Raw genomic sequence first — 26378 nt, forward strand, 5'->3', positions numbered from 1 at the left:
GCGAGCTGGGTTCAGAACGTCGTGAGACAGTTCGGTCCCTATCCGGCGCGGGCGTAGGATATCTGAGAGGAGCTGTCCTTAGTACGAGAGGACCGGGATGGACGGACCGCTGGTGTATCAGCTGCATCGCCAGATGCATAAGGCTGGGTAGCCACGTCCGGACGGGATAAACGCTGAAGGCATCTAAGCGTGAAGCCCCCCTCAAGATGAGATATCCCTGCTTCAGCAGTAAGACCCCTTGTAGAGTACGAGGTCAGATAGGCACAAGGTGTAAGCATGGTAACATGTTCAGCTGATGTGTACTAATAGGTCGAGGGCTTATCCAAAAGATAGGTGTATAGATAAATCTGGAAGAGATAATTCAGTGTTCGGTTTTGAAAGTACAAATCTTTTTTTAATAATTAATTTAAAGTATAAAAAAGTTATTAATGAAAACTAAAAAGATGGTCAACTGCCCGTCTTTTTAGTTTTTTTGTATTTATTTTCAGAAAACTATGCTATACTAATTAAAGATATACTTAATCTGATAGTTTTCGATTTTTTGAATTTTTCTAAGCGAAAAATCCTAATCTATTATATTTACACGTGAGGTGAGAGAATGGAATCAAAAATCCTGCTTGAAAACGGAACTAATGAATTGGAGGTCCTTGAGTTTAAGATTGATGACCATTGCTATGGAATCAATGTTGCTAAGATCAAGGAAATAATTGTCTATCAGGAGGTTACACCGGTACCTAATGCTCATCCGAGTATTGAAGGAATATTCATGCCGCGTGACACCATGATTACGGCGATTGACCTAAGGAACTGTTTACAGCGTGGTGCTTCTCAGCCCGGTGGATTATTCATTATTACAAACTTCAATAAGCTCGATATCGCATTCCACGTAGATGCGGTTGTTGGTATTCACAGAGTATCATGGGCTGATATTATTAAGCCAAATGCTACAATTTCTAAAACTGAGGAGAGTATCTCCACAGGTATTATAAAGTTTGAAAATCAGCTTATTATTATTCTTGATTTTGAGAAGATTGTTGCTGATATTAACCCTAATACAGGACTTAATATGGATGCTCTTGAAGAGATCGGAACAAGACCCAGAAATGAGGTACCGATTGTTCTTGCAGAGGATTCACAGCTTCTTAACAGACTTATTGTTGATTCACTTAATAAGGCCGGATATAACAATGTAATCCACTTCGAAAACGGTAAGCTTGCTTATGATTACATTAAATCATGTAAGGAAAAAGGAACTCTTGATGATATAAAGTGCATCATTACCGATATCGAGATGCCTATCATGGACGGACACAGACTTACCAAGCTTATTAAGAGCGATGATGCTACTAAGAAGATTCCGCTTATCATATTCTCTTCTTTGGTTAACGAAGAGATGAGAAGAAAAGGCGAATCTTTGGGTGCTGACAGACAGCTTTCAAAGCCTGAGATCGGAAATCTCGTTGCTGTTATCGATGAACTTGTAAATGCACCAAGTGCACGCTGATACGTACTGACTTGAACTCCCTTTGTTGGCTCAGTTATGAAACGAGTTTTCAGTGACTGTCTCAATAAGGGGAGTGTTTTAATTTATTCATAAAATGCAGAGGTTTTCCAAAATATAATGGCCGAAACACTTTTAGAGCAGATAGAAAAATCAGATTTTGTCATAATCGGAATAGGAAATGAATGGAATTGGGTCAAGAACGGACTCAAAAATGACGATAGATATAAAGAGATAATCGAGTATTCGGGCAAAGAAGGCAATGAATGGCTTTTACCCGTGATCGAATATGAATACGCATATTACAATTCCGATGAGAAAATTGAGAGTGCATATAAAGGACTCAAAAAGCTTATCGGAGATAAAAAGCATTTTCTTGTAAGTGATATTTGCTTTCAGGATGCGCTTTTGTTCGGATTTGATCCAGCAAAAAGCGTGTATCCATGCGGCAATTGCATGTATCTTCAGAGCGATGAATCGGACGGTGAACTGTACAGTGCCGATAAATGCGAAGAATTTATGTCTCTTGTAAATAAGATTCACGATATTATCGTATCGGATAACGGAGTTCTTTCCGGCGATATATCTTTTTCCAAACCTGTTATGAACGGAAAAGAGCTTTATCTTAATCAGAAGAGACAGGAATATAACAACATTAAATACAATGAGAGTGCATATCTTGGCAATTGGGATATTTACAAGAAATATCTGACGAACACATTAAATTCCAATTTGCTTGTTCTTGAACTCGGTGTCGGACTTGAGTATCCGACTGTTGTCAGATGGCCTTTTGAGAAAGTGACTTTTATAAATAAGAAAGCACATCTCATAAGGGTTCATGAGAGGTTATACCAGCACATCCCGGAGATAGAGGATAAAACGGAATCAATCAAAATGAATTCTGTTAACTATATTATGCAGGAGAGTAAAGGACTATGAAGTCTAGTGATGAGGAATATCTCGACAGCTTGTTGAATTCAGCAAAATCAAATAGTAATCCTCAATCGGCACTTAGCAGAATGTCTTCTAAAGCCCACAGTGAGAACTCCGCTGAACTGCTTGACAGTGAATCGGAGGATATTGGTGCGCTCATAGATAATTCAACCGGTAATAAGGAAATTGCGGAAGTCGGCGAGCTTATGGATAAAGCCGACAGAGATGAACTGATTGACGATTCGCTTGCAAGTCTTCTTGACGATATTCAAAAGCCCACAGATCCGGAAATCCCGACATTTACAGTTGGAAATGAACCGACGGAAGAAGATGTTCGTGATGCGGAAGAGATTGCTTTGGATGAAGCAATTGCCGATGCGGAAAAAAATGAAGCTGACAGACAGAATGATGTTTCGGTAAGTGAAGAAGCTGCGCAGGAGGATATTGTTATCCCTGAAGTGGCGGAGACAGTCCCTATTATAGATGATTCGGAGCTTGTTGATGCTTTAGCGGAAATGGCTCCGGAGGTGGATCTTCCGGATGACACTAATTTAATTATGGAAAAAGAATCTGATGCAGATCAGACTCCTGAAGAAATCCTTACAGATCTTCTCGACGATATGCCGGGAGGAAGTTTGATGGAATCGCCTGACGGACAGGAGAGCAGCCTTAGCGATATCATCGACAGAGAAAGAAAGGCAGAGGGAGTAGGTGCGCCGAATTCATCTGATGATGTATTGGATCTGCAAAGTCTTGATGACCTTACTATTGACGAGACAAATGAAGAAACACCTGATGAAGAGGCATCAAACGCGGAAGCAGGTGAAGAAGCAGGCGGAGAAAGTGCTCCTTCAGAGGAACCATCAGGCGAAGAAGGGGCCAACGGGATGGTCTCGGAAGACAGTCTTTCTGAACTTGAAAGTCTTTTAAACATGGATGAACTTACAGGTGAAGGAAACGCTGATGCGGATGGTTCGGTACCTGAGACTGCAGATACATCTAATGAAGGAGATGCAGTGGATGCATTGGAAACACCCGGTGATGAGGGAGCTTCCGATAACGAAGAAATAAGTGTATCCGCTACAGATCTTGGTTTTATAGAAGAAGATGATCATCATTCCCCTGTGGGACTTGATGAAATTTCAGAAGACGATATTAATCTTAACGATCTTGAAGCGAACTTAGATGAGCTTCTTGGCGGTATGAACGAGTCATATGAGACAACTGAGGGAGAAGTTGCCAAGATTCTTGGCGATGAACCGCAGGAAATATCTGCAGAAGAGATAATTCAGGATTCCGAAGATGTTTCTATGCCGGATCTCGATGCTCTTATGAACAGTCTTGCCAACGATGAAGTTGAGTCGCTTGAAGACACGGCACATCTTGACCAGGAACTTGGACCCCAGGAAGAGGAAATCAGTAAAGAAGATATTCTTGATGCGATTACCGAAACGGGATTTGACGACCTTGGAACGGACCTTGCGCTTGATGCAATTTCGGCACTTCCTGACATGGGTCTTCCGGAAAATGAAGATAATTCTGAAGAACACGAGCATGGCAAGCACAGAAAGCATCGCAAAGAAAACTTTCTTCAAAAGCTCCTCAGAGTACTTACCGAAGAAGACGATGATTTTGAAGACTTCGGTACGGAAGGGCTTGCAAGCCTTACCGATGAAAATCAGAAGGTTCTTGCTGAGCTTGGAGAGGGAGGAGCTCCAAAGCCAAAGAAAGAGAAGAAGAAAAAAGAGAAGGCAAAGAAACCGCCTAAGGAGAAGAAGCCTAAGAAGGAGAAGCCTCCGAAGGAAAAGAAGCCTAAGAAAGAAAAGAAACCTAAGGCTCCCGAAGAGCCGGCTCCGCCAAGTAAGGCTATAGCGCCGAAGAAGATTGTTGTTTCCGGAGTTTTTGCGGCAAGCCTTGGAATTCTCGTATGTATTCCGGCGCTTATACTTCCCGTCAAAACTGCGACGGATAAAGCTAAGCTTGCATATGTTCAGAGTGATTTCATAGGTGCATATAAGCTCTTCCATGGAAAAACAATGACAACTGAGCAGAAGACCATGTATGAGAGGTCAAGAGTAATCGCATGGGCAGAGAGATATCTTAACGGATACGAGAATTACAAGTCCATGAATAAGGACGTTGAAGCTCTTGATATGCTCCTTATGGCAGAACGCAATAAAGAGGGCCTGCTTGAAGAGGCAACAAAGTTTAATGTTGAAATTCAAGTGACTAGCGTGTACGATAGTATAGAATCGTTGCTTTCAGAGAACTATGGTCTTTCTGAGGAAGATATCAATGAGATCAATTCCATAAAGAAAGACAGAGATTATACTATCAGAATCATGGAAGTTTTAGGGATGTTTGAAGAATGATCTGCATATTGTCACCGAAGGCATCGAAAGTATTGAAAGGGGTTTGATGCCTGATGGTAGCAATTATTGATTATGATGCCGGTAACATAAAGAGCGTTGAAAAGGCTTTTGAGTATTTGGGCGCCGATACTGTCATCACCAGAGATCCGAAAGAAATATACAGAGCAGATCACGTTGTACTTCCCGGTGTCGGAGCTTTTTCCGATGCAATGAAAAAAATAGAGGAATACGGAATGGAAGCGCCTATCAAAGAGGTGATAAATAAGAACATTCCGTTTATGGGAATATGCCTGGGACTGCAGCTCTTGTTCGATTCAAGTGAGGAATCGGAGGGAGTCAGCGGCCTGGGCATTTTGCGTGGAAAAATCGTAAGAATTCCCAATACAGATAAAGAAGGAACATATTACAAAGTGCCTCATATAGGCTGGAACAATCTTTCTTTCCCAAGAGAGGGTAAACTCTTTAAGGGACTCGATGACGAATCGTATGTATACTTTGTTCATTCATATTATCTTCAGGCAGAAGATAAGAGCATCGTTACAGCGACAACCGACTATTCGGTTCGCATTGAAGCTTCCGTTGAAAAAGACAATGTATTTGCCTGCCAGTTCCACCCTGAAAAGAGCTCTGAGGTAGGAATGCAGATACTTAAGAACTTTTTGGCGGTATAAGGAGGGCACAGGTATGCATACAAAAAGAATTATTCCCTGTCTCGATGTTAATAACGGCAGGGTTGTAAAAGGAATAAATTTCGTTAATTTGAAGGATGCAGGTGATCCTGTTACCGTCGGAGAAGCATATTCCAAGGCCGGCGCAGATGAGCTTGTTTTCCTGGATATAACCGCATCAAATGAAAGAAGAGCAACCGTTGCTGACATGGTCAGGGAAGTTGCCAAAAAAGTTTTCATTCCCTTTACCGTTGGCGGCGGAATCAGAACAGTTGATGACGTAAAGGCAATCCTCAGAGAAGGTGCTGACAAGGTTTCGATGAACTCCGCTGCAATTGACAGGCCGGAGCTTGTTGCTGAAGCTGCCGACAAATTCGGAAGCCAGTGCGTTGTCGTTGCGATTGATGCAAAAAAGAGAGAAGACGGCTCAGGCTGGAATATTTATAAGCACGGCGGAAGAATCGATGTGGGAATTGACGCCGTAGAATGGGCAAAGAAAGTAACTGAACTTGGAGCGGGAGAAATACTTCTTACAAGTATGGATGCCGACGGAACCAAGGCCGGTTATGACATAGAGCTTACAAGGCAGATATCGGAAGCTGTTGATGTTCCTGTAATTGCTTCAGGCGGAGCGGGAACAATGGAGCACTTCTATGATGCACTTACAACTGGCCAGGCAGATGCGGCTCTTGCGGCTTCTCTTTTCCATTACAAGGAACTTGAGATATGTGATGTAAAGAAGTACTTAAGGAGCAAAGGCGTTTCAGTAAGGCTATAAAAGAAAGAAGGTTGTGACTACAATGGCAATGATCTCAAATGACTGGTTGCCGGCATTGAGCGACGAATTTCATAAAGATTATTACAAAAAACTATTTGAGTTTGTAAAAGAAGAATACAGTACTCATGTTATATATCCCGATTCAGAGGATATATTCAATGCACTTCATTTGACACCGCTTGAGAAAGTTAAGGTTCTTGTCCTTGGACAGGATCCGTATCATGAGCCCGGACAGGCTCACGGACTTTCTTTCTCGGTGCTTCCCGGCAAGGCAGATCCGCCGCCGTCTCTTGTGAATATTTATAAAGAATTAAATGACGATCTTGGCTGCAAGATTCCCAATAACGGCTATCTGAAAAAATGGGCGGATCAGGGCGTGCTGTTGCTAAACACCGTTTTGACTGTAAGAGCCCATGCCGCTAACTCTCATAAAGGAAGAGGTTGGGAAGAGTTTACCGATGCTATTATCAGAAAAGTAAACGAACAGGACAGACCGGTAGTTTATATGCTATGGGGCAGACCTGCCCAGATGAAAAAGAGCATGCTCAATAATCCTAAGCACTTGATACTCGAGGCACCTCACCCGAGTCCACTTTCTGCATACAGAGGCTTCTTTGGCTGCAAACATTTCAGTAAGGCCAATGAATTCCTGAAGCAGAACGGTATGGAGCCGATAGACTGGCAGATTGAGGATATCTAAAGAAGTACTGATTAATTCAGTATTTTTCTATATAAAAATCGATTTTGCGATAGAATTTTTTTCTTGCATTTTTATGCACTACCATGTTAAAGTGGTAAATGAATTCGCATTCGTGTAATTAATTAACTTGTAAAGCAGACATTTTTAGTGAGGCATAATGATAAATAGGAAATTAAAACGAATTGCATGTTGCATCATCGTTTTTGCTTTAGGTGTAACGTCTTTTTCCGGATGCGGCAATAAGAACAGTTCTTCTGTTGGAGCCAGCGCTGTTTCCAAAGGCGGAGAGGTTGATAAGGAACATGTTTTTAAACAGGAAGACCTTGAAGGTATTCTTGATAAGGGTGAAGATATTGTTTCAGCCTATTATGTAAATGAAAAGATTATGCTTACTGCCAATTCCAAAGACGGAAAGGGCAGATGCATTTCATTTAATCCTGACGGCACACAGCTACAGGCTTTTGATACAGGTTGTAATATAACAGCTTGTGCGTTCGACGGAGAAGGAAACGCGTATCTGCAATGTTTGGATAAGTCTTCCGGAGAAGATAAAGTTTTTCTTGGTAAGTTTGATTCTACGGGAAAAGAGCTTTTTAAAGCGGATGTTTCCGAAGAATTTAGCGGAAACTCGGAAATAAGCGGTTTGGCGTGGAGTGAAAAATACGGACTTGTATCTTGCACTCCAAACGGAATTCAGACTTATGATGAGAAGAACGGCTTTGGGATGCTTGTTGATAAAAAAGTTATTGGTGATTACGACGATTACGGTATTATTTATTCATTTATAATGTTATCGGGTGATCGTATCCTGATGATATATCATGAGGGAACCGGTGAATCCAATGTAATTATCGATCTTGAAAAGAAGACGGCTGACAAAGCGCTTAGTGGTATAAGTGATACGCTTCAGTATTCCTTTTTTACAGATAAAGAGGGCAATTTGTTTGCTATATGGACAGACGGAGTTTATAAATACGATCCTGACTCCGGAGAAAAGAATAAACTGCTTGATTTCAGAGCTTCAAACATCGATTCGGCAACAGAGTATGCAGGTGGAAACAAGTGGCAAGCTGTTGCACTGAGTGATACCGATTTTGTTATAGAGTTACCGGTGGGTTCAGGTGATGATACGTCTCTTTTAAGATTATCCAAAGAAAACCCCGATGGAATTTCGGAAAAGACTAAAATCACTTTGGGAACCATGTGGCTTGAGCCGGATGTTCAAAGCGAAGTAATGGAGTTTAACAGATCCAATGACAAGTATGAAATAGAAGTCATTGATTATTCAAAGTTATATCCGAGCGATGATCTGGAAGAAGCAAGAAAGCAACTGGATATGGATATAATATCCGGAAAAGCGCCCGATATTATCAATGTTGAAGGAAATGTAAAAAAGTACGTTGATAAGGGAATCTTTCTTGATCTTACACCTGAATTCGATAAAGGCGGAGCATTGGAGGGAATAGAAATTCTTCCGAATATCGCCGAGATGATGAAATATGATGGTAAAATGTATACGTTTTTGTCATCTTTTAAGGTCACAACATGTGTTGTCAGAGCAAAATTTGCCAAGGGAAATGGATCACTTACATATAATGAGCTTGATGATCTTATAAAGAGAAACGGCACTGATTACGAAACAGCTTTTGGATCCAATCATGATAAAACTTATGGCAATTTACTTATGCCGCATTATGCAGATAAGTGTATTGATTGGAATGAAAAAAAGTGCAATTTTAATAATCCTGAGTTTATTGAGTTTTTGAAGTTTATAAATAAGTTTCCGGATAAAGTAAGCGAACGCAGCAATCTTGCAGAAATAGATAAGAGCTATGCCGAGGACAAAGGACTCTACTATAGAGTACTTTTTTCGGATATCAATGAATATGCAAGACTTAAGCAACTTGTATTTAATGATGACATCGAGCTTGTAGGCTTTCCAAATAACAGCAGAGAAAACATTGCGTCTATATCCGGAGAATTATATGCTGTAAACAGCAACACGGCTCATAAGGATATTGCACTTGAGTTTGTAAAAAATCTCATATTATCGGACAAAGAAGCTTCCTTCAGTGGTTTTTCCACTGTAAAACAAAAATTCGAAGAAGAGCTGCAGGAAGCTACAAAGGAAAAAAGCGATAACGATGAGAGTGCTCAGCTATGGGATCAGGTAAATCATGTGTCAGTGAAAATGAAACCGTTATCTCAAGAGGAAGTGAGTAAGTTCTATGATTATGCAGTATCCATAAATTCACTGGATTGTATGAATACTGAAATTACCCATATAATAGCTGAAGAAGCTTCGGCATTTTACTGTGGCCAAAAGACAGCAGAGGAAGTGGCAGACATAATCCAAAACAGAGTCACAGTTTATATAAATGAAAATAGTTAATTATTTTTATGGAGGAAGTAATGAAGAAAGCATTTGTAACTAAAGAACAGGTTGAAGATATAGTAAAGAAGTATCCCACACCTTTCCATATCTATGATGAGAAGGGATTTGTAAATAATGTAAAGGCAGTGTATGACGCGTTTTCATGGAATAAGGGATTCAAGGAATATTTTGCTGTAAAGGCAAATCCTAATCCTGTACTTCTTGACATACTCAGAAAGAACGGTTGCGGATTTGATTGTTCCTCCAAGACAGAGCTTATTCTCAGTAAGGCGGTTGGAGCAGAAGGAAGCGAGATCATGTTCTCGTCAAATGATACACCCGCAGAGGAGTTTGTACTTGCAGACAAGCTCGGAGCAATTATAAATCTTGATGATTTCACACATGTTGCTTTCCTTGAAAAGACACTCGGTAAGATTCCTGAGACAATCTCATGCAGATTTAATCCCGGCGGAGTGTTCAAGATGAGTAACGGAATCATGGATAACCCGGGCGATTCCAAGTACGGAATGACAAAGGATCAGCTTATTGAAGCATTTAAGATTCTTAAGAGTAAGGGTGCAAAGCGTTTCGGAATTCACGCCTTCCTTGCAAGTAATACGGTTACAAACGAGTATTACCCTCAGCTTGCGGGTCAGCTCTTTGAACTTGCTGTTGAAGTACAGAAAGCTACAGGCGCAAAGATCGCATTTATTAATCTTTCAGGCGGTGTAGGAATTCCTTATACACCCGATATGGAACCGAATGATATCTATGAGATCGGTAAGGGCGTAAAGGCTCAGTACGATAAGATCTTTGTTCCCGAAGGAATGGATGATGTAGCAATCTTTACAGAGATGGGAAGATTCATGATGGGACCTTACGGAGCGCTTGTTACAAAGGCTATTCATGAAAAGCACATCTACAAGGAGTACATTGGTGTGGATGCCTGCGCGGTAAACCTTATGCGTCCCGCTATGTATGGTTCATATCATCACATCACTGTTCTCGGAAAAGAAAATGAGCCTTGCGACCATGTTTATGACGTGACAGGTTCACTTTGCGAGAACAACGATAAATTTGCTATCGACAGAAAACTTCCCAAGATCGATATGGGAGATTATATCTATATTCATGATACAGGTGCCCACGGCTATGCAATGGGTTACAACTATAACGGTAAACTAAAAAGTGCGGAATTGCTTCTCAGAGAGGGCGGTAGTGTTGAACTTATCCGAAGAGCTGAGACTCCTATGGATTATTATGCAACACTTGACTGCCTTGATGTGTACAGCAGATTAGGTGAATTGGTAGATGGTAAAATCTGAAATGGAATGTCTTGTTGACGCATTTATCGAGTACCTTAAAAGCGTCAAAGATTATTCTGAAAACACGGTTGGTTCATACAAACATGATGCTCTGTTGTTCGTTCGTTTTCTTGAAGAACGCGGAGTACATAATATAACTGAAGTTACAGAGGATATTATATCGGAGTACCAGGCTCTTCTTAGAGAAAAGAAGATGGCTGTGTCTACAATAGTTAGATATAACACGACAATCAAGAATTTTTTTGCATTTCTTGTTGAGAACGGAAATATCCCGGATAACCCTGCGGAGGTCATAAAAAGTCCTTCTGTTTCTGTGTCCAAAAAGACACCGAGAATTCTTTCGGATACCGAGACTATGGATCTTTTGAATCAGGAATTCAGTGACAGTCCGAAGGGAGTGAGAGATAAGGCAATCCTTGAGATGCTTTATTCCACGGGACTTAAAGTTTCGGAGATTATTTCGCTCAAACTCAGTAATATTGATATGGGACTTGGATGTATCATTCTTCCTAAGTTGAAATCGGAGGAAGGAGACCGTGTCATTCCGTATGGAAAGATGACAAGAAGTGCCGTTACATCTTATCTTCTTGAGGCCAGAAAGGCATTACTTGGAAAAAGAGAAGATAATGGCTATGTGTTTCTTAACTGTGACGGTAAACAGCTTAGCCGTCAGGGGGTGTGGAAGCTTGTTAAATTCTATGCACAGAGAGCAGGTGTAAGTACGGATATTTCGCCGCATTCATTAAGACATTCATTTGCGGCGCATCTTGTTAAGAACGGTGCGGAAATTTCAGCTATTCAGGATATGATGGGCTTTTCGCCGAGCAATACCTTGGCGAAATATGTGAGCAAAGAAAATGCGCCCAAAGATCCGTATGAGTGGGCAAGAATAAGATAATGTGCTAAAATGGCATTAGATACTAGAGGGGGCTTGTGAGTAACACAAGTCCTCTTATTTTTTATTTGATAGGAAATTCCTGCCAAATAAAAATTCAGAAAAGATACAGGGAGAGAAAAGATGAGGAAAAAAGTAATAGCGGCATTAATGCTGGTTACAATGACTTTTTGCGGATGCGCTAAAACAAGTGAAGCTCCGAAGGCAGAAGAACAGGTGACACAAGAAGCGTCATCAGAAGCAGAAGATAGCGGCAATCAGGAAGCAGGAGACGATTCAGCAGTGCGCAAAGCACACGAGAACGATGAAGTTATCGGAAACGGATCATATTTTGTGAGTATAAACGGGAAAGTTTATTTTAGAAGATATGATGAGGATACGTTTTCGGAATCGACTTTGAATGAGAAGTATATAATGCTTGGAATGGGGTATATAGATTCGATACATTCAAAAAAGTCAGAAATCTGTATTTATGATCCTGCCACAAAGAGTACGGAAGTATTTATGGAGGATGATGGATATGGTGAACTGTATTATGACAAAGGATTCTTTTACCTGAAAAAGTATGATGGTGAGAATAATGATTATACTGTATACAGAGTAAATATTGATACCAAGGAAGTTGATCATTCTAAAGACATAGCAGGCGAATTATTAAGCATGGATGAAAAGACGGGGGCTATTGTTGTCAATGTCTTTGATAAGCCTGAGGAAGCAAATATAAATCATTTGAACGTATATAAAGATGATAAAGAGCTGATGTCAAAGGAAACCCAGGATTATTATACTGCAGTGAAATTTATTGACGGCAAATTATATTACTGCATGGATGGGGATGGAGTTGAGACTTTTTACGAATATGATCCGGAAACAAATAAAGAAGTTTGTCTTGGAAAAACAACGCCGGTAAAAACTATTGGTGAAGACGTTCCTGCTAACTGGCAGATAAAGGATGTATTGAAAGATAAAGAGAATATATACATACATTATTCGGATTATGAAGGCTCAGCTTCATTTTATGCTGCGGGAATGATCTTTTCTGCAAAGGAAGGAACAGAAAACAGCATGAAAGTGTTGTATGACGATACGAGCGATGTGGTATCGGATGATGGTAATATGTACATTACTTCCGACGGACAGCTTAAAGTTGATGAGCTTAGGGGAACTTATTCTTTTGGAAATGAATATTACGATGGCAAAAAGGATACGAATGAAAAAGCTCCTTTAATCTATTATGAAGATAAAGATAATATCAAGACTGTAGTAAAAGATTTTGTAAACTGCCGCAATGAGAAATCAGGATTTTGGTCGGAGGTTCCGGATGATGCCGTTACCAAGATCGGAGATAATGTATATATGATGCTTCCGAATTATGTCAGATATGATATCTACGATGTAGGCTGGAGGCCAAACTACAGAATGCTTAAGATGAAGTATCTTGAGATAACGGGAAGCGGCGAAGTAAATGTCATTGATGATATTCCTACAACAGAGAATTATATTGATGTTGAGGCAACTTACGCAAATGACATCTTATCCGTAAATTGTGTAGGGGTGTCAAATGGTAATGGTGAAATTGAAGCCGGAAAAGAAGTAAAGGGAGAGAATACCTTTGAATATAAGCTTGCAGACAATGTAGATTATGTAGAAGACGATACTACAAAGACCAAAGCGGATTTTGAGAATTATATTAAGAGCGGCGCTAAGAAGTTAAGATTGTACTATAATGATGACGGTGTCGTATCTAAAATAATAAAATTGTCCTAGTGTGATATTTTTAACAATAAAGTATTGTATAAAAATTCTCCAGGTGTTATTCTTTTGAAGGATTATTTTTGGCAGGCAGGCATATTACCCGTAGGGGGTGTGGCTTGCCTGGCAGATAAAAGAATTGGTGGGAGGACATACTTTGTTAGCAGCACAGATTTTTGCCGTCATCATCTTTGTCGGAATGTTCGTTATGATCGTTATGGACAAGATTGAAAGGCATTATGTTACACTGGGCAGCGGTATTCTGACGCTTGTCGTCGTCTTTGGTATATGTATGGGGGACATCAAAGCTATACTGAATACACTTGCCTTTAAGGACTTTTTTACCCGTGATTTCTGGTATCAGATCGAAGAGTCGGAGAGTGCGGGAATTAACTGGGCAACCATTATGTTTATCGCAGGTATGATGTTAATGGTTGAAGGAATGGCTAAAGCGGGATTTTTCCGTTGGCTTTGCATGAAGATAGCTTTCTTGGTCAAATGTAAGACCATTTCGATTTTTATCACGTTTACAATAATGGCAGCAGTACTTTCAATGTTTATTGACAGTATTACCGTTATCATGTTTCTGGCAGCTGTGACTGTGGAACTTGCGCAGCTTCTTAAATTTAATCCCGTACCAATGATATTGTCGGAAATATTTTGCGCCAACCTTGGCGGAAGTGCGACAATGTGCGGAGATCCTCCGAATATCATAATCGGTACATCTCTTGGATTATCATTTTTTGATTTCCTTACAAATACAGGTGTTATAGCCGGGATAAGTCTGGTTGTATCTGTTATCTTTTTGTATTTCGCATTCAGAAAAGAGCTTGTATCAACAAGTGACGAAGAAATTGATATGAGTAAATTGCCCGATCCGTCGGAAGCAATCACTAATAAGAAAGATTTCATTGTTAGCAGTGTGATCTTCGGATGCGCTGTAGTGCTTCTTATAACACATGGTTCAACACATCTTACAGTTGCGACTATAGGATTGTTCATTGCGGTGATTACACTTTTGACTGCAGGCAAGAATGCAAAAGAGATCATTAAGAAAGTCGACTACAAGACACTTGTGTTCTTCATCGGATTGTTTATTGTTGTAAGCGGTTTGGAAGAAACAAAGATTCTTGATATCATTGCTTCATTTATCGAACACATCAGCGGCGGTAACAGCAGAATGATGATAGCGATTATCATCTGGGTTTCTGCAATTGCAAGTGCGTTCGTTGACAATATTCCTTTTGCGGCAACAATGGTTCCCGTTATCAAGAATCTTGCTGCTGCTTCGGGAATGCCTATAAATACATTGGCATGGGCACTTGCTATCGGTACAGATATCGGCGGAAGCGCAACACCTATCGGTGCATCCGCAAATGTAGTAGGTACCTCTGTTGCGGCTAAGAACGGACATCCCGTAACATGGGGACGCTATTGCAAAAAACTTGCTCCGGCAACAGTTTTGGTTTTGATCATTTCAACAATATATCTTTTTGTAATATACTTATAATAGTAATATTCAGGAGGTGTGCTTATGTCTCAGATCATTATTTCTGTTGGACGTGAATTTGGAAGTGGCGGACGAGTTATTGCAGAAAAATTAGCGGAAAGATTTAATCTTCCTTTGTACGATCGTCATCTTATTACAGAGATTGCTGAAAAGATGGGGATGACAATTGAGGCTGTTGCGAAATACAACGAAACTCCGAAGAATGTGTTCGTTTCAAGACGTGTAAACGGCTACAGCAACTCGATAGAGGACAATATAGCTGAAATGCAGTTTAATGTTATGGAAGAGAAGGCAAAGAGCGGAGAGTCCTTTGTTGTTGTCGGCAGATGCTCTGAAACAAAGCTGAAAAAATATCCGGGATTGATCTCATTCTTTATCCTTGGTGATATGGATAAGAAGATTGAACGTGTTATGGAAGTTTACGGACTTGATGAAGATGACGCGACCAGATTTATACTTAAGAAGGATAAAAAGAGAAAGCGTTATCATAATTACCATTGTCAGGGAAAGTGGGGCGATTCAAGATTGTATGATTTTTCAATCAACAGCTCAAAACTGGGAATTGATGAAACGGTAGATATAATCGAAGGGTATATAAAAGCCCGCATGGCAAAAATGGACTGATAATAAATAGAAATAAAAAGGTGCAGAGAAGTGAAAATTCATTTCTTCTGCACCTTTGATTTTTAATAAGATAAGACGCGATAGTATCAGACTAACTCGGCAACGTCAAGAAGGAGACGTTCTGTGTCTTCCCATCCAAGGCAAGGATCTGTGATTGACTTACCGTAGATGCCTTCACCGATCTTCTGGCAACCTTCCTCGATGTAACTCTCGATCATGACACCCTTAACAAGATTCTTGATATCGTTGTTGTGGTTTCTTGAGTGAAGAACCTCTTTAACGATTCTGATCTGTTCCTTGAACTGCTTGTTTGAATTGTTGTGGTTTGCATCAATGATGGCAGCAGGGTTAACAATGTTTCTTGAGTTATAAAGCTGTAAAAGAAGGCTAAGATCCTCGTAGTGATAGTTCGGGATTGACTGGCCGTGCTTATTGTTTGAACCTCTGAGCACGCAGTGCGCAAGAGGGTTACCGTTTGTCTTAACTTCATAGCCTCTGTAAACGAAAGAGTGAGACTGCTGAGCAGCGTATACTGAGTTAAGCATTACACCGAGAGCTCCGCTTGTAGGGTTTTTCATTCCTGCGGGAACGTCGAATCCGCTGGCTGTCATACGGTGCTCCTGATCCTCTACAGAACGTGCACCGATTGCAACGTATGAAAGGATATCAGCGATGTAGCCCCAGTTCTCGGGATAGAGCATTTCATCGGCAGCAGTAAGACCTGATTCCTGAATGGCCTTGATCTGCATATGTCTCATGGCAATGAGACCTGCGCGGAAATCTGTCTTTCCTTCGGGATCGGGCTGGGAAGTGATTCCCTTATAGCCTTCACCTGTTGTACGAGGCTTGTTTGTATATATTCTTGGAATAAGGATAAGCTTATCTTTAACCTTATCGTTAAGTTTTCCGAGGCGTGAAACGTAGTCGCATACGGCATCCTCGTTGTCTGCAGAGCAGGGACCAACGATAACAAGGAATTTATCACTTTTACCTGTAAAAACGTCACTGATCATGGCATCTCTTTCAGCCTTGAGAGTGGCAAGTTCTTTTGTTAAAGGAAATTCATCCCTTATCTCATCGGGAGTGGGTAATTTCTGTATGTAATCAAATGACATCAATATGTCCTCCATGAATAAATATTCGAATGATACTATAGCACTTTAAACTGTAAAAGTAAACCTTTATTTACTTGTTTTTAGTTATTATATCAAGTTCGTCAATAGTTAAATTATAAAGCGCGGCAATTCTGGCGTTGATCTTTGCCATATATACGGAAGGATCGTCCGAATCGATAATTTTTTTCGCAAGTAACGATATTTCTCTTTCTTCTGCAGGATTGCACTTCGCAATAGGGAGCTTCTCAATCTCGGATCTCAGAACCTTCATATTCTTGCAGGTATGAGAGTAGTAAAAAGAGATCACCGGCGAATTAAGAACCGCAAGTATAAAAAGCGTACTGTATCCTTTGACCTTGGGAATCAGTATATTTGCGCTGTTAAGCGAAAGGCGCTGCCCGTCGTCATATGCAAAGACCGGCGTGTTTGAGATAAATTTGTACAGGAGTTTTTCTTTTGCTCTGTACATGTTTTCGGGAGCAATCTGCTGGAACTTTGCGGGCTCGTACTTTATGAAGTTGGTGATCTTCTTAATTGCATATTTATCAATATCGGAGCCCTTTATGATCTCTTCAAAGCCCGCTTTTTTAACGGGAGATAAAAGAGCTTTATTTGCTCCCGTAACAATCCCTAAGGCGAACTCGCTGTTTCCTCTAAGCGTGAAGTGGTCGCTTTTATCGATCTTATCAAGTATCTTTTTTTCGGTATCGTCAGATAGCATGTGAAAAGAGCTTGTATCAAGGCTTTCGCACACAGTCTCAAAGCTTTTTAAAAGTATCAGTCTTTCGGGGAAAAGATTCTTTGCCGGATTGAAAGTGTTCTTTGATGAAAGACTCTTTTTGTAAAAAGCGACTTTGGTCGTATGACTTTTACCGGCAGGCGTCCTAAGCGTAAGGAGTATGCAAGGGCACTGAACCTTATCAAATATCTCGCCCATATAATAAAGGGAGGAGATGTGTGCCTTTTTGGCGATGATGCTTCTTATATTCTCATGTGCTCCGGCGCCCAGAAGTGTTTCGGGGAGGACAAAAGACATGGTTCCTCCGTCTGATAAAAGGCTCAGAGCTCTTTCTGTAAAGATAGAAAAAGACTCGGGATTTCCCGTGACGCGGGCGCACTTATAGACTTCGCCAAGGTTACGAATCTCGTCCTTGGTATAAGAGTAGCCCCAGGGCGGGTTTCCGATTATATGGTCAAATTCCTGCGTAGATGCGCCTTTTTCGGAAGGCATAAGGAAATCATCGGCTTTGATGTTATTGAATAATATATCGAGATCGCCGTTATCTTTAATGCCGTATTTGACTGCGAGGTTTATCCTTGCAATGGCAGCAGCCGTGCCGTCTATGTCGTATCCGTAGATATTCGAAAGCGGAATGTCTTTTGGGAGTCTTAAAAGGAAGTTGCCAGTTCCGCAGGACGGATCGCAGATTGTTTCGGCTTTGCCCGCATGCAGGTTTTCTATGCATTTATCTACAACAAAGAAGGGAGTGTAATAGGCTCCCGATGCTTTCTTTGTCTTAAGCGAGCGAAGCGAGATGTAGAGCATGCCGAGCGTATCTTCACCCTCCGTATATGTGAGCGGATATTCTTTTAATATTGATGTAAGGCGTGAGAAAGAATCGCCTGTTTCATTATGTAAAGGGGAGATAAGTCTTTTTTTACCCGAATTATCAAGTAAAAGAGTATCCAGAAAAGACCTTCCGTAGTAGGCAAGGATTGAAAGGAATTCATCCTCGGTAAGGGCATTGTCTTCGCCAAGGGCCTTTATTACGGAACATATCGTATCGTAATTTATCGACGCTTTGCTGATGTATGACTTGGGGATGAATCGGCCGTTTGCGGTACTCTTGTTTCTTCTGCGCTTTAGAAGGTCGGAGTCTGCAAGGTTTTCTTTAAGATTTAGAACGGTTTCTTTATTAAGAAGATATGTCTTAGAGGCTTTTGTGGCGGAGAGCTTTTGAAGCTTTATCCAGTTTTTTACCGTCGCTGAAGAAATGCCCAATATTTCGGCAGTTTCGTCGATTGAGATCATATCCTTTTTGATAGAAGTTTGTTCTTGTTTGTCCATAGAAACAATTATCGAGGGAATGCGAATTTTTTTCAAGAGCGGATTACGGTATATATATGCAGATGTGAGTGAAATTGCATAAATGATGAATATATGTACGGAATATGTGTTAAACTGAGTTTGTGTAGTTATTATCGATTATACAAATTTTTTATGAGAGGCACCTAAAATGGATAGGACTAAAAGTATTGTAAGGACAAGTATTATAGGAATTGCGGCAAATATTTTGCTGTCGGTGTTTAAGGCATTTGTGGGAGTGTTGTCACATTCGGTTGCGATAACGATGGATGCCGTCAATAATCTGAGTGATGCTTTTTCATCGGTTATAACGATTGTGGGAGCGAAGCTTTCGGCAAGAGAGCCTGACAGGAAGCACCCTTACGGCTACGGAAGGATAGAGTATCTTTCGGCGATGGTGATCGGAATAATTATTCTGTATGCCGGAATTACTTCTTTTACGGAGTCTGTAACTAAGATAATTCATCCTGAGACGCCTGACTACGGGACGCCCGCACTTGTTATCGTGTCGGCTGCGATCGTTGTGAAGATCGTGCTTGGTTTATATACCAAGAAGATGGGAGAGAAGGTTGATTCGGATTCGCTTGTTGCGTCGGGAAAAGATGCGCTGAATGATTCTATAATCTCGGCAGCTACGCTTATTGCGGCAATTATCTTTATCACAACGGGATTTAGTATTGAAGCGTACATCGGAGTTGTGATCTCTTTTATCATTATAAAGACGGGATTTGAGACGCTTCGCGATACCGTGAGCATGACTCTCGGAGAGAGGATTACGCCTGAACTTACAAAGAAGGTAAAGTCCAGTATAAACGAGCTTGAAGAAGTAAGAGGAGTTTATGATCTTATCATTCACAATTACGGCTCCGAGAAGCTTATAGGTTCAGCGCATGTTGAGATTCCCGATACGCTTTCAGCTGTTGAGATCGATGCGCTCGACAGGGTTATCGCCAAGAAAGTGTTCATCGACACGGGAATTATGATGGGTGGAATATCTGTTTATTCAACAAATACAAGTGATTCAGTCGCTGTAGAGGCGCATAAGAAGATTTCGGCACTTGTCAGCGATTACGATGAAGCTTTGCAGATTCACGGTTTCTACATGAACCACAAGACAAAGGAGATAAGGTTTGACCTTGTTATCGATATAGAGGCGAAGAACAAGAGAGAAGTTCTTTCCAAGGTTTCAAAGCGTGTTGAGGAGATGTATCCCGAGTATGTTGTGGAAGTCCTTATGGACTATAATTTCTCGGATTGAGGAAGATGATATGTTTTTTAATCTTTTTTCAAAGAAAACTTCATCAGTACCTGCCTACGATTATGATCCTGCAAAAGAGAAGCCGATAATTCATGCATCTATCTGCAACGGCGAACAGGTCGCAGGCTTTAAGGATATTTCGACAGGTGAATTTCACGAAATTATGCTGATCCGCGATGCGAAAGATTTGGAAGATTTCAAAAATGCATTCGGACTTGAAGATGTCGGGAAAGAATATTGATTGCATAGCAAAACGCTATCTCATAATTGATATGGGATAGCGTTTTTACAGTTTTTATGAAACAAATATGTGTTCCAAGATCATAAGAATCCACAAATGCAGGGGATATATAACGTAGAACAGATACTTGCTGAATGCGGTGTTCTTGCCTCTTTTTTCGTTATACAGAAGCATAAATGGAATCATCGCTATCATTGCCCATTCGTTGTTGAAGCACAGGTAGGGATAAAGCTTGCAGGGCTTGGCTGCGAAATAATAGGAGAGTTCATGTACCAGTATGAAAATGCACCAAGCGCTTATTCCCAAGTATTGCAAATACTTCTTTCCGCGGAAAAACCATACTACAAAGGCAATGGGCACCAAGTATATTCCGCCCTCAAAAGAAAGGCTCATAAACGCGGCTAAGAATGCAAGAAAAATATTCTGTATTATTTTGCTGCGCTGCCTTACATTTTCCAGGCACCAGACAAATGCAAACAAGAATCCAAGGGTAAGGAAAATGTCATTTCCGTTCATCAATGAACCAAGATCTTGTTTTCCTGTGACTGGATCAACATTATGCAATAGCAGATTTAGAGTGATATTTCCAAGCATCATTATTATTCCTGTAACGAACAGCCTGATCAGGAATTTCTTGCGGCTTCGTGTGTGATAGAAGCCCTCTATCATCAAGTACAAAAATAGCGGCGAAACAAATCGCGTAATTATAGAAATAAATTCAAAGTGCGAATAAAAAAGATATGAATGAACATGATCAAGTATCATAAATGCCAGTGCTATCAATTTTAATCTATAAGAATCAAGTCCTTTTTCCATATGATCACCTCCTTATCTTATTATTTTTGGGTAAAAAAAGGGTGTAGCCAATTTGCATATGTACCGGGGAATCCCGGACACATATCAATTTAATTCAGCTACACCATTAAAAAACAAAATTGCTGTTGAAGATCACTCGAGATTGAGCTTCTTATTCATGACCTTTATGGTTGCAAAGTAGAAGATTACTATAAGGATAAGTGAGTAAATTATGTTTGCAGGAAGCCACACAGCTTCATCTTTTGTAAAGATGTTAAAAAAGAAGATCAACGAAACCATACCAATACCCATATAGCTAAGTACAGTATTCCTAAGCTTGTGTTTGCTGCTCAGTTGTCCAAGGCTCATGCAGAAGAAAAGAGCCATGATCTGAGAGAGGGCTTCCAATAATAGAACAAGCATGAAATCGTCTGAAAGTATTACTAAAAGGGCGCTGATATAGGCGTCTAAGGTATTAGGCTCATATAAAGGATAACATTGTTTTTGGATAATCTCTTCTCCTATTAATATGACGGGGAGTGCTGAAATTATATAAACAACAGCCCATATGAAGACAACTATCATTTTGGAAGAAACAACTTTGGTGATGCTTGCAGGAAGAGTAAATGACAGATATCCTTGAGCCGAGTACAAAGTTTTGTAGTAGTATCTGATCATATATATTGCTGCAAGAGTAGCTAAAGCAGGAAGTATTAAAATGAATAATGTTACCCAATCGTTCAGTTTAAAATAGAGAAGAGGAAGTCCCGCGGTGTCTATTGATAGGCGTCCATCGGGCGAAACAGTGGCCTTAGCATAATACATTTTCTGTATGAGACAATGTAAAATTTCGCCTATAATCTCCACTAAAACAGTTATTGCTATCAGTGCCAACATTACCGGCCTTGTCTTTTTTAAGTCAAAAGCTATAAGTTTCTTTAACATCTGTATACCTCCCTGAATAATTCATCGACAGATTTACCGTGTTCAGCCCTTATGTCATCAACAGACTGATAGAGTTTGATACTGCCGTTTTGCAAAAAGATGGCTTCATCAAGCACCGGCTCGATGTCACTGATAAGGTGAGTTGCGATGATCAGAGAAGCAGACGGTTCAAAGTTACTTATGATAGTACGAAGTATATAATCTCTGGCAGCAGGATCCACACCCGCGATAGGTTCGTCAAGAATGTAGAGTTTTGCCCTGCGGCTCATTATGAGGATAAGCTGAACTTTTTCCTTAGTACCTTTTGAAAGAGTCTTGAGCTTACTCTTTGGATCTATCTTAAGGCTTGAGAGCATCTCGGAAGCCCTGTTTTCATCGAAGTCTTCATAAAAATCCTTAAACATCGCAATAATGGATTCGATCGTCATGTTCTCATCAAGGTAGGTCTTATCGGGAAGATAGGATACGATTGCTTTACTCTTTGGTCCGACGGGATTGCCGTCAACAAGTACAGATCCGTTTGTTGGCTGCAGAAGACCGCAGATTATCTTTATAAGTGTTGTCTTTCCGCTGCCGTTGGGACCAAGAAGTCCTACGATGTGCCCCGGAGCGATGTTAAGAGTTACATCATTCAGGGCCTGCTTTTTGTCATATGTTTTTGATAACCCCTGTATTTCCAATAAATTACTCATACTTTTTTCTCCTTCTAAAAACGCAAATTGCATTACTGAATTATTTTTCTGTATATTCCTTTACCAGCTGTATGATTTCTTTTCCGGTAAAGCCAAGTTTCTCCAAGCTCTTGAAGAATTCTTCTATTTGTACGTCTACAAGTGACTTTCTCATTTTCTTGATCAAAGTATCATCGTCCGTAATAAAACGTCCGCTGGTTCTTTCTGAATGAACAAGGCCCGTTGATTCAAGATCGCTGAGCGCTTTTTGCATTGTATTTGGATTGACACCGGCTTCTGCGGCAAGGTCGCGGACGCTGGGAAGCTTATCACCCGGTTTGTAAACTCCTGAAATAATGTCAACCTGGAGATGCTCAATAATCTGAACAAAGATAGGACTGTCCGAATTAAGATTCCATGGCATAGTTATTTATTCCTTTCTATTGTTATTTTGAAATAAACCGTTTGTGTTTTCTGATTCATTCAAGATTAAGCTTTTTATTTGTAATGAAGATAGCTGCGACGCAAGAAACTGCTATCAAAATAATTGATGTAATAAGGTTAGCTACGCAAAACATATCTACATAATCCCAAGCCCAAGTGCCGCGTGCTTCTGTACTGGATCTAAGATTATATATAAAGAGGACCAGTGATAGAGTGCCTAATCCCATATAGAAAATCACCGCTTTTAAAGATCCGTGTTTTCTAAAAATCCGACTGATGCTTATGCTTAAGAAAACAATCATTACCTGTGATATGCTTTCAAGTAAAAAAGCAAAATCAAAATAGAGTCTGGTTCCTACACTATAAGGTGTAAAGGTTTCTGATATTCCATGGTTGGTTATTATGGAAGAGAGCCCCATGGACATAATATAAATTGCCACCCATATGCAGGTTACGATTATCTTTGATAAAACAACTTCCGTGATGGTTGTGGGAAGAGTAAATGACAGATATCCCTGCGTGGAATACATACTGTTGTAAAAATATTTACTCATATATATAATTGCAGCCGCGCACATTGCCGGATTTGCCAATAAAATGAAGCATTGAAGATAACCTTCAAGCGTTTCGTTATTTATGGGCGTAAATTGCAGTACTCCGAATAAGATACCTACTAAAATCTGTATCAGACACAAAAGCATCATTACTGTTTTTGTATTTCTGAAGTCATGTTTTATAAGTTTCGTTAACATCTTCTGTATACCTCCCCGTACTCCTTTACAAGTCGTAAGATCTCCTCACCGGTAAAGCCAAACTTTTCCATGTTTTTAAAGAACTTTTCTATCTGAACATCTACAAGTGATTTTCTCATTTTTTTAACCATAGTGTTGTCCTCCGTAATAAACGATTGAGTGTTCTTCCTTTGTAAAATGCATTTTGTATTATTGTACTAATTGAATAGTACAGTAATACAATAACCCTTGTGATAAGATTTGTCAACATGTTAGTTTTATATTTTGTCGGGACTTTTTTTATGAGGGACAATATAGTATTATCAAGGAAGTATTTGTAATTATGGAGGAAAGAAAAATGGGAATTAATTCAATTGATGCAGAGGATGATCAGTTTGCGTATCGCTATGATACACAGCTTTTGATAGACAGACGCGATAAGGATCTTGATGAGGATGAGATAGCTGATTATATTACGGAGAACTTTGAAGGCAATAGTCTGATCGCTGCAGGAGATGAGGACCTTATAAAGATTCATTTCCATACAAACGAACCTTGGAAGATTCTTGAGTACTGCAATACTGTAGGCGAGATCTATGATATTGTCGTTGAAGACATGATCAGACAGGCCAACGGGCAGCAGGGGTAATCCGGTTAGAACGATGAATGTGCTTAAAGATACGGATATATTGGTGACCTACGATAACAGCTTTTTGGGAGCAATGATTTGAAGAGTGAATATAAGACAAAACCAAGAAATCTGATCATAGAATATCTGAAAGACAATGCGGACACCAGATTTACCGCAAGGGACATACTTAACGCGGTAAAGGACAAGGGCGACGGCCTCGACAGATCCACGGTTTACCGCAATCTTGAGAGGCTTTGCACGGAAGGTAAGCTTATCAAATACAAAGAAGCTGACGTTAACGCTTCCTGTTATCAGTATTCGGAGGAGCATGAGTCATGCCGCGAGCATATGCACGCGCAGTGCTCCGTGTGCGGAAAAATCTTTCATCTCGATAACAGTATTTTTAAGAGCGCAGCAAAAAAGATGATGACTGAATACGGGATTGAGATCGATTACGGAAAGAGCGTGATAATGTGTGTCTGCGAAGAATGCAGAGAAGATAGCTGAATACGACATATTTTAATTAAGGGTTCTGCTGAGGGCAGGCCCTTTTTCTTTTGCCCAAATGATTAAAAAACAAAATGCAACACTGTATCAGATTATATTGACATGTTCTGCATCACGGAACTATAATTATTTGCAATTGTGTTGCATATTATAAACAATAACCGGCAGACTCACATGTTTTTTGAAGATTGGAGAAATGGAATGTCAAAGAGAGAAGTACCTATAGTTGTTATCACAGGATATCTGGGATCGGGCAAGACAACCCTGATGCAGAATATTCTTAAGCAGGAAAAGAGAAAGATCGCGCTCATAGTAAACGATATGGGTAGCGTAAATATAGATGCATCCATATTGAATAAATCGGGAAACAAGCTTCTTCAGGTTGAGATGGTTGAGATGCAGAACGGATGCATCTGCTGTACTTTGAAAGATGAGTTCATGGCTGAGATAGAGCGCTTGTCCGCAGATAAGTCAATTGAGGCTATATTTGTTGAGGCGTCCGGAATCAGTGAGCCCTCATCTATTGCGGGTGCGTTCATAAATTACGAAGAGATGACTCCCGACACAAGAGTATACCTTAAGGCGGTTGTGTCCGTGGTTGATGTTGACAGGATATACCGTGAGTTCCTTCATAACCTCACTTCCGAGGAGGAGAACGACGACGGAGACATCATCAACCTCATCATGGATCAGATTGAATTCTGCAATCTCATGATACTTAATAAGACAGATCTTTTGACCGAAAGCGAGCTTTCAGAGGTAAAAGCGGGACTTCGCAACATCCAGCAGGAGGCGGAGATGATAACTGCCGTGCACGGAGACGTGGACCTTGATGTTATCCTTAACAGATCTGATCTTGATTATGACGAGGTAGAGGCGTACAGCGCGGTGCAGAAGGCACTCAACAACTGCGAACATGACGATGAGAAAGCGTGCGTTGATGAGTACGGAATTACTTCATTTGTTTTTGAGGAAAAGAAACCTTTTAACCGTGAGGCCTTCAACAAGCTTGTCATGGAATATCCCGAGACGCTCATAAGAACCAAGGGCTACATCTGGTTCAGCGATGACTGGGATCACATCCAGCTCTTCGAGCAGGCCGGAAGAAACGCTTCCATAACCGAAATGTCCGAGTGGGTATCCGCTTGGCCCGAAGAAGAACTTGCGCCTGTATTAAAAGACTTCCCCGATCTTACCGACGACTGGGATGATGTGTACGGCGACAGAGGCAATCAGGTCGTGTTCATCGGCAAGGGGTATGAGAAGGCGGAGATTGTGAAGCTTTTGTATGATTGTATAGATGAGAAATAAAGTGAAGATGAGTGGAGCAGCTGTTCGGGAGGATGGCTGCTTTTTTTTAATAGAATGTACTAGAAGTAGTTTTTATAAAAATATCAGCGATAATTTTTAGGATGAATTATATTTGTTTACCAGCCTTTTATTAGTTTGAACAACTTTGTTATAATTAAAATGTGCTATTGAGATTAGAAAAAGACGTAATATAGTGCATGGGATTAATATT

The 26378-nt window shown here is 40.4% G+C and carries 25 protein-coding genes and 1 rRNA gene; 18 read left to right on the plus strand and 8 right to left on the minus strand.

Annotated features, from left to right (window positions below; genetic code table 11):
• The 13 genes from BM398_RS16010 to BM398_RS16070 form a co-directional block, all read left to right on the plus strand.
• Positions 1-326: ribosomal RNA gene (locus BM398_RS16010) — 23S ribosomal RNA — on the plus strand; the annotation flags it as partial.
• A 272-nt stretch (positions 327-598) separates the two neighbouring features.
• Entirely contained in the window at positions 599-1504 is a 906-nt protein-coding gene (locus tag BM398_RS16015) for a chemotaxis protein (RefSeq protein WP_026654527.1), read from the plus strand.
• A gap of 117 nt (positions 1505-1621) precedes the next feature.
• On the plus strand, positions 1622-2440 hold the full coding sequence (locus tag BM398_RS16020; RefSeq protein WP_092339187.1) for a hypothetical protein: 819 nt from the start codon (positions 1622-1624) through the stop codon (positions 2438-2440).
• Positions 2437-4806: a midas domain-containing protein gene (locus BM398_RS16025; RefSeq protein ID WP_092339189.1), complete on the plus strand. Its 2370-nt coding sequence runs from the start codon at positions 2437-2439 to the stop codon at positions 4804-4806. The genes BM398_RS16020 and BM398_RS16025 overlap by 4 nt, the downstream gene beginning before the upstream one ends.
• 53 nt (positions 4807-4859) lie before the next feature.
• The gene (gene hisH, locus BM398_RS16030) at positions 4860-5477 is read left to right on the plus strand and encodes an imidazole glycerol phosphate synthase subunit HisH (RefSeq protein ID WP_092339191.1); all 618 of its coding nucleotides are present in this window, start codon (positions 4860-4862) and stop codon (positions 5475-5477) included.
• 13 nt (positions 5478-5490) lie between these two features.
• A complete protein-coding gene (hisF, locus tag BM398_RS16035) occupies positions 5491-6252 on the plus strand; it encodes an imidazole glycerol phosphate synthase subunit HisF (protein WP_026654533.1) in 762 nt (253 codons plus the stop codon).
• A gap of 22 nt (positions 6253-6274) precedes the next feature.
• Positions 6275-6952: a uracil-DNA glycosylase gene (locus tag BM398_RS16040; protein ID WP_026654534.1), complete on the plus strand. Its 678-nt coding sequence runs from the start codon at positions 6275-6277 to the stop codon at positions 6950-6952.
• Between the two features lie 157 nt (positions 6953-7109).
• A complete protein-coding gene (locus BM398_RS16045) occupies positions 7110-9344 on the plus strand; it encodes an ABC transporter substrate-binding protein (protein WP_092339193.1) in 2235 nt (744 codons plus the stop codon).
• A gap of 20 nt (positions 9345-9364) precedes the next feature.
• Positions 9365-10651, plus strand: a complete 1287-nt coding sequence (locus tag BM398_RS16050) for a diaminopimelate decarboxylase (RefSeq protein ID WP_242949839.1) — start codon at positions 9365-9367, stop codon at positions 10649-10651.
• On the plus strand, positions 10638-11549 hold the full coding sequence (locus tag BM398_RS16055; RefSeq protein WP_092339197.1) for a tyrosine-type recombinase/integrase: 912 nt from the start codon (positions 10638-10640) through the stop codon (positions 11547-11549). The genes BM398_RS16050 and BM398_RS16055 overlap by 14 nt, the downstream gene beginning before the upstream one ends.
• A 120-nt stretch (positions 11550-11669) precedes the next feature.
• Entirely contained in the window at positions 11670-13313 is a 1644-nt protein-coding gene (locus BM398_RS16060) for a hypothetical protein (RefSeq protein WP_092339199.1), read from the plus strand.
• Between the two features lie 142 nt (positions 13314-13455).
• The gene (locus BM398_RS16065; RefSeq protein ID WP_026654538.1) at positions 13456-14808 is read left to right on the plus strand and encodes an ArsB/NhaD family transporter; all 1353 of its coding nucleotides are present in this window, start codon (positions 13456-13458) and stop codon (positions 14806-14808) included.
• Positions 14809-14832: 24 nt separating this feature from the next.
• Complete coding sequence (locus BM398_RS16070) at positions 14833-15432, plus strand: cytidylate kinase-like family protein (RefSeq protein ID WP_092339201.1); 600 nt, start codon at positions 14833-14835, stop codon at positions 15430-15432.
• 86 nt (positions 15433-15518) lie between these two features.
• On the opposite strand, the gene BM398_RS16075 is transcribed toward BM398_RS16070, so the two are convergent.
• A complete protein-coding gene (locus BM398_RS16075; protein WP_092339203.1) occupies positions 15519-16547 on the minus strand; it encodes a 3-deoxy-7-phosphoheptulonate synthase in 1029 nt (342 codons plus the stop codon).
• Positions 16548-16617: 70 nt separating this feature from the next.
• Positions 16618-18615 (minus strand): TaqI-like C-terminal specificity domain-containing protein, encoded by a 1998-nt coding sequence (locus BM398_RS16080; RefSeq protein WP_092339205.1) that lies wholly within the window; start codon positions 18613-18615, stop codon positions 16618-16620.
• A 169-nt stretch (positions 18616-18784) separates the two neighbouring features.
• Between BM398_RS16080 and BM398_RS16085 the strand changes: the two genes are divergently transcribed.
• A complete protein-coding gene (locus tag BM398_RS16085) occupies positions 18785-19891 on the plus strand; it encodes a cation diffusion facilitator family transporter (RefSeq protein ID WP_026654543.1) in 1107 nt (368 codons plus the stop codon).
• Positions 19892-19901: 10 nt separating this feature from the next.
• Positions 19902-20132, plus strand: a complete 231-nt coding sequence (locus BM398_RS16090; protein WP_092339207.1) for an aspartate dehydrogenase — start codon at positions 19902-19904, stop codon at positions 20130-20132.
• A gap of 54 nt (positions 20133-20186) precedes the next feature.
• On the opposite strand, the gene BM398_RS16095 is transcribed toward BM398_RS16090, so the two are convergent.
• The 6 genes from BM398_RS16095 to BM398_RS17290 form a co-directional block, all read right to left on the minus strand.
• Positions 20187-20948: a TraX family protein gene (locus BM398_RS16095; RefSeq protein ID WP_092339209.1), complete on the minus strand. Its 762-nt coding sequence runs from the start codon at positions 20946-20948 to the stop codon at positions 20187-20189.
• Positions 20949-21080: 132 nt separating this feature from the next.
• Positions 21081-21872, minus strand: a complete 792-nt coding sequence (locus tag BM398_RS16100; protein WP_092339211.1) for a hypothetical protein — start codon at positions 21870-21872, stop codon at positions 21081-21083.
• A complete protein-coding gene (locus tag BM398_RS16105) occupies positions 21866-22564 on the minus strand; it encodes an ABC transporter ATP-binding protein (RefSeq protein ID WP_092339213.1) in 699 nt (232 codons plus the stop codon). Before BM398_RS16105 ends, BM398_RS16100 begins: the two co-directional genes overlap by 7 nt.
• Positions 22565-22604: 40 nt before the next feature.
• Positions 22605-22967: a GntR family transcriptional regulator gene (locus BM398_RS16110; protein ID WP_092339215.1), complete on the minus strand. Its 363-nt coding sequence runs from the start codon at positions 22965-22967 to the stop codon at positions 22605-22607.
• A 55-nt stretch (positions 22968-23022) separates the two neighbouring features.
• On the minus strand, positions 23023-23739 hold the full coding sequence (locus tag BM398_RS16115) for a hypothetical protein (protein WP_092339218.1): 717 nt from the start codon (positions 23737-23739) through the stop codon (positions 23023-23025).
• The gene (locus BM398_RS17290; protein ID WP_175531992.1) at positions 23733-23870 is read right to left on the minus strand and encodes a hypothetical protein; all 138 of its coding nucleotides are present in this window, start codon (positions 23868-23870) and stop codon (positions 23733-23735) included. Before BM398_RS17290 ends, BM398_RS16115 begins: the two co-directional genes overlap by 7 nt.
• Positions 23871-24076: 206 nt before the next feature.
• On the opposite strand from BM398_RS17290, the gene BM398_RS16120 reads away from it, so the two are divergent.
• The 3 genes from BM398_RS16120 (at position 24077) to BM398_RS16130 (ending at position 26167) form a co-directional block, all read left to right on the plus strand.
• Complete coding sequence (locus BM398_RS16120; RefSeq protein ID WP_092339220.1) at positions 24077-24367, plus strand: hypothetical protein; 291 nt, start codon at positions 24077-24079, stop codon at positions 24365-24367.
• 78 nt (positions 24368-24445) lie between these two features.
• Positions 24446-24856, plus strand: coding sequence for a Fur family transcriptional regulator (locus tag BM398_RS16125; RefSeq protein WP_092339221.1), 411 nt, complete (start codon positions 24446-24448; stop codon positions 24854-24856).
• 201 nt (positions 24857-25057) lie between these two features.
• Entirely contained in the window at positions 25058-26167 is a 1110-nt protein-coding gene (locus BM398_RS16130) for a CobW family GTP-binding protein (protein ID WP_092339223.1), read from the plus strand.
• Positions 26168-26378 lie beyond the last annotated feature (211 nt).

This window comes from Butyrivibrio sp. M55, assembly GCF_900116865.1.
Classification (GTDB): Bacteria; Bacillota; Clostridia; order Lachnospirales; family Lachnospiraceae; genus Butyrivibrio.

Bases quoted from the DNA above. Each gene is read 5' to 3' on its own strand.
- BM398_RS16015 (WP_026654527.1), top strand. From the start codon at position 599: ATGGAATCAAAAATCCTGCTTGAAAACGGAACTAATGAATTGGAGGTC.
- BM398_RS16020 (WP_092339187.1), top strand. From the start codon at position 1,622: ATGGCCGAAACACTTTTAGAGCAGATAGAAAAATCAGATTTTGTCATA.
- BM398_RS16025 (WP_092339189.1), top strand. From the start codon at position 2,437: ATGAAGTCTAGTGATGAGGAATATCTCGACAGCTTGTTGAATTCAGCA.
- hisH (WP_092339191.1), top strand. From the start codon at position 4,860: ATGGTAGCAATTATTGATTATGATGCCGGTAACATAAAGAGCGTTGAA.
- hisF (WP_026654533.1), top strand. From the start codon at position 5,491: ATGCATACAAAAAGAATTATTCCCTGTCTCGATGTTAATAACGGCAGG.
- BM398_RS16040 (WP_026654534.1), top strand. From the start codon at position 6,275: ATGGCAATGATCTCAAATGACTGGTTGCCGGCATTGAGCGACGAATTT.
- BM398_RS16045 (WP_092339193.1), top strand. From the start codon at position 7,110: ATGATAAATAGGAAATTAAAACGAATTGCATGTTGCATCATCGTTTTT.
- BM398_RS16050 (WP_242949839.1), top strand. From the start codon at position 9,365: ATGAAGAAAGCATTTGTAACTAAAGAACAGGTTGAAGATATAGTAAAG.
- BM398_RS16055 (WP_092339197.1), top strand. From the start codon at position 10,638: ATGGTAAAATCTGAAATGGAATGTCTTGTTGACGCATTTATCGAGTAC.
- BM398_RS16060 (WP_092339199.1), top strand. From the start codon at position 11,670: ATGAGGAAAAAAGTAATAGCGGCATTAATGCTGGTTACAATGACTTTT.
- BM398_RS16070 (WP_092339201.1), top strand. From the start codon at position 14,833: ATGTCTCAGATCATTATTTCTGTTGGACGTGAATTTGGAAGTGGCGGA.
- BM398_RS16075 (WP_092339203.1), bottom strand. From the start codon at position 16,547: ATGTCATTTGATTACATACAGAAATTACCCACTCCCGATGAGATAAGG.
- BM398_RS16080 (WP_092339205.1), bottom strand. From the start codon at position 18,615: ATGGACAAACAAGAACAAACTTCTATCAAAAAGGATATGATCTCAATC.
- BM398_RS16085 (WP_026654543.1), top strand. From the start codon at position 18,785: ATGGATAGGACTAAAAGTATTGTAAGGACAAGTATTATAGGAATTGCG.
- BM398_RS16090 (WP_092339207.1), top strand. From the start codon at position 19,902: ATGTTTTTTAATCTTTTTTCAAAGAAAACTTCATCAGTACCTGCCTAC.
- BM398_RS16095 (WP_092339209.1), bottom strand. From the start codon at position 20,948: ATGGAAAAAGGACTTGATTCTTATAGATTAAAATTGATAGCACTGGCA.
- BM398_RS16100 (WP_092339211.1), bottom strand. From the start codon at position 21,872: ATGTTAAAGAAACTTATAGCTTTTGACTTAAAAAAGACAAGGCCGGTA.
- BM398_RS16105 (WP_092339213.1), bottom strand. From the start codon at position 22,564: ATGAGTAATTTATTGGAAATACAGGGGTTATCAAAAACATATGACAAA.
- BM398_RS16110 (WP_092339215.1), bottom strand. From the start codon at position 22,967: ATGCCATGGAATCTTAATTCGGACAGTCCTATCTTTGTTCAGATTATT.
- BM398_RS16115 (WP_092339218.1), bottom strand. From the start codon at position 23,739: ATGTTAACGAAACTTATAAAACATGACTTCAGAAATACAAAAACAGTA.
- BM398_RS17290 (WP_175531992.1), bottom strand. From the start codon at position 23,870: ATGGTTAAAAAAATGAGAAAATCACTTGTAGATGTTCAGATAGAAAAG.
- BM398_RS16120 (WP_092339220.1), top strand. From the start codon at position 24,077: ATGGGAATTAATTCAATTGATGCAGAGGATGATCAGTTTGCGTATCGC.
- BM398_RS16130 (WP_092339223.1), top strand. From the start codon at position 25,058: ATGTCAAAGAGAGAAGTACCTATAGTTGTTATCACAGGATATCTGGGA.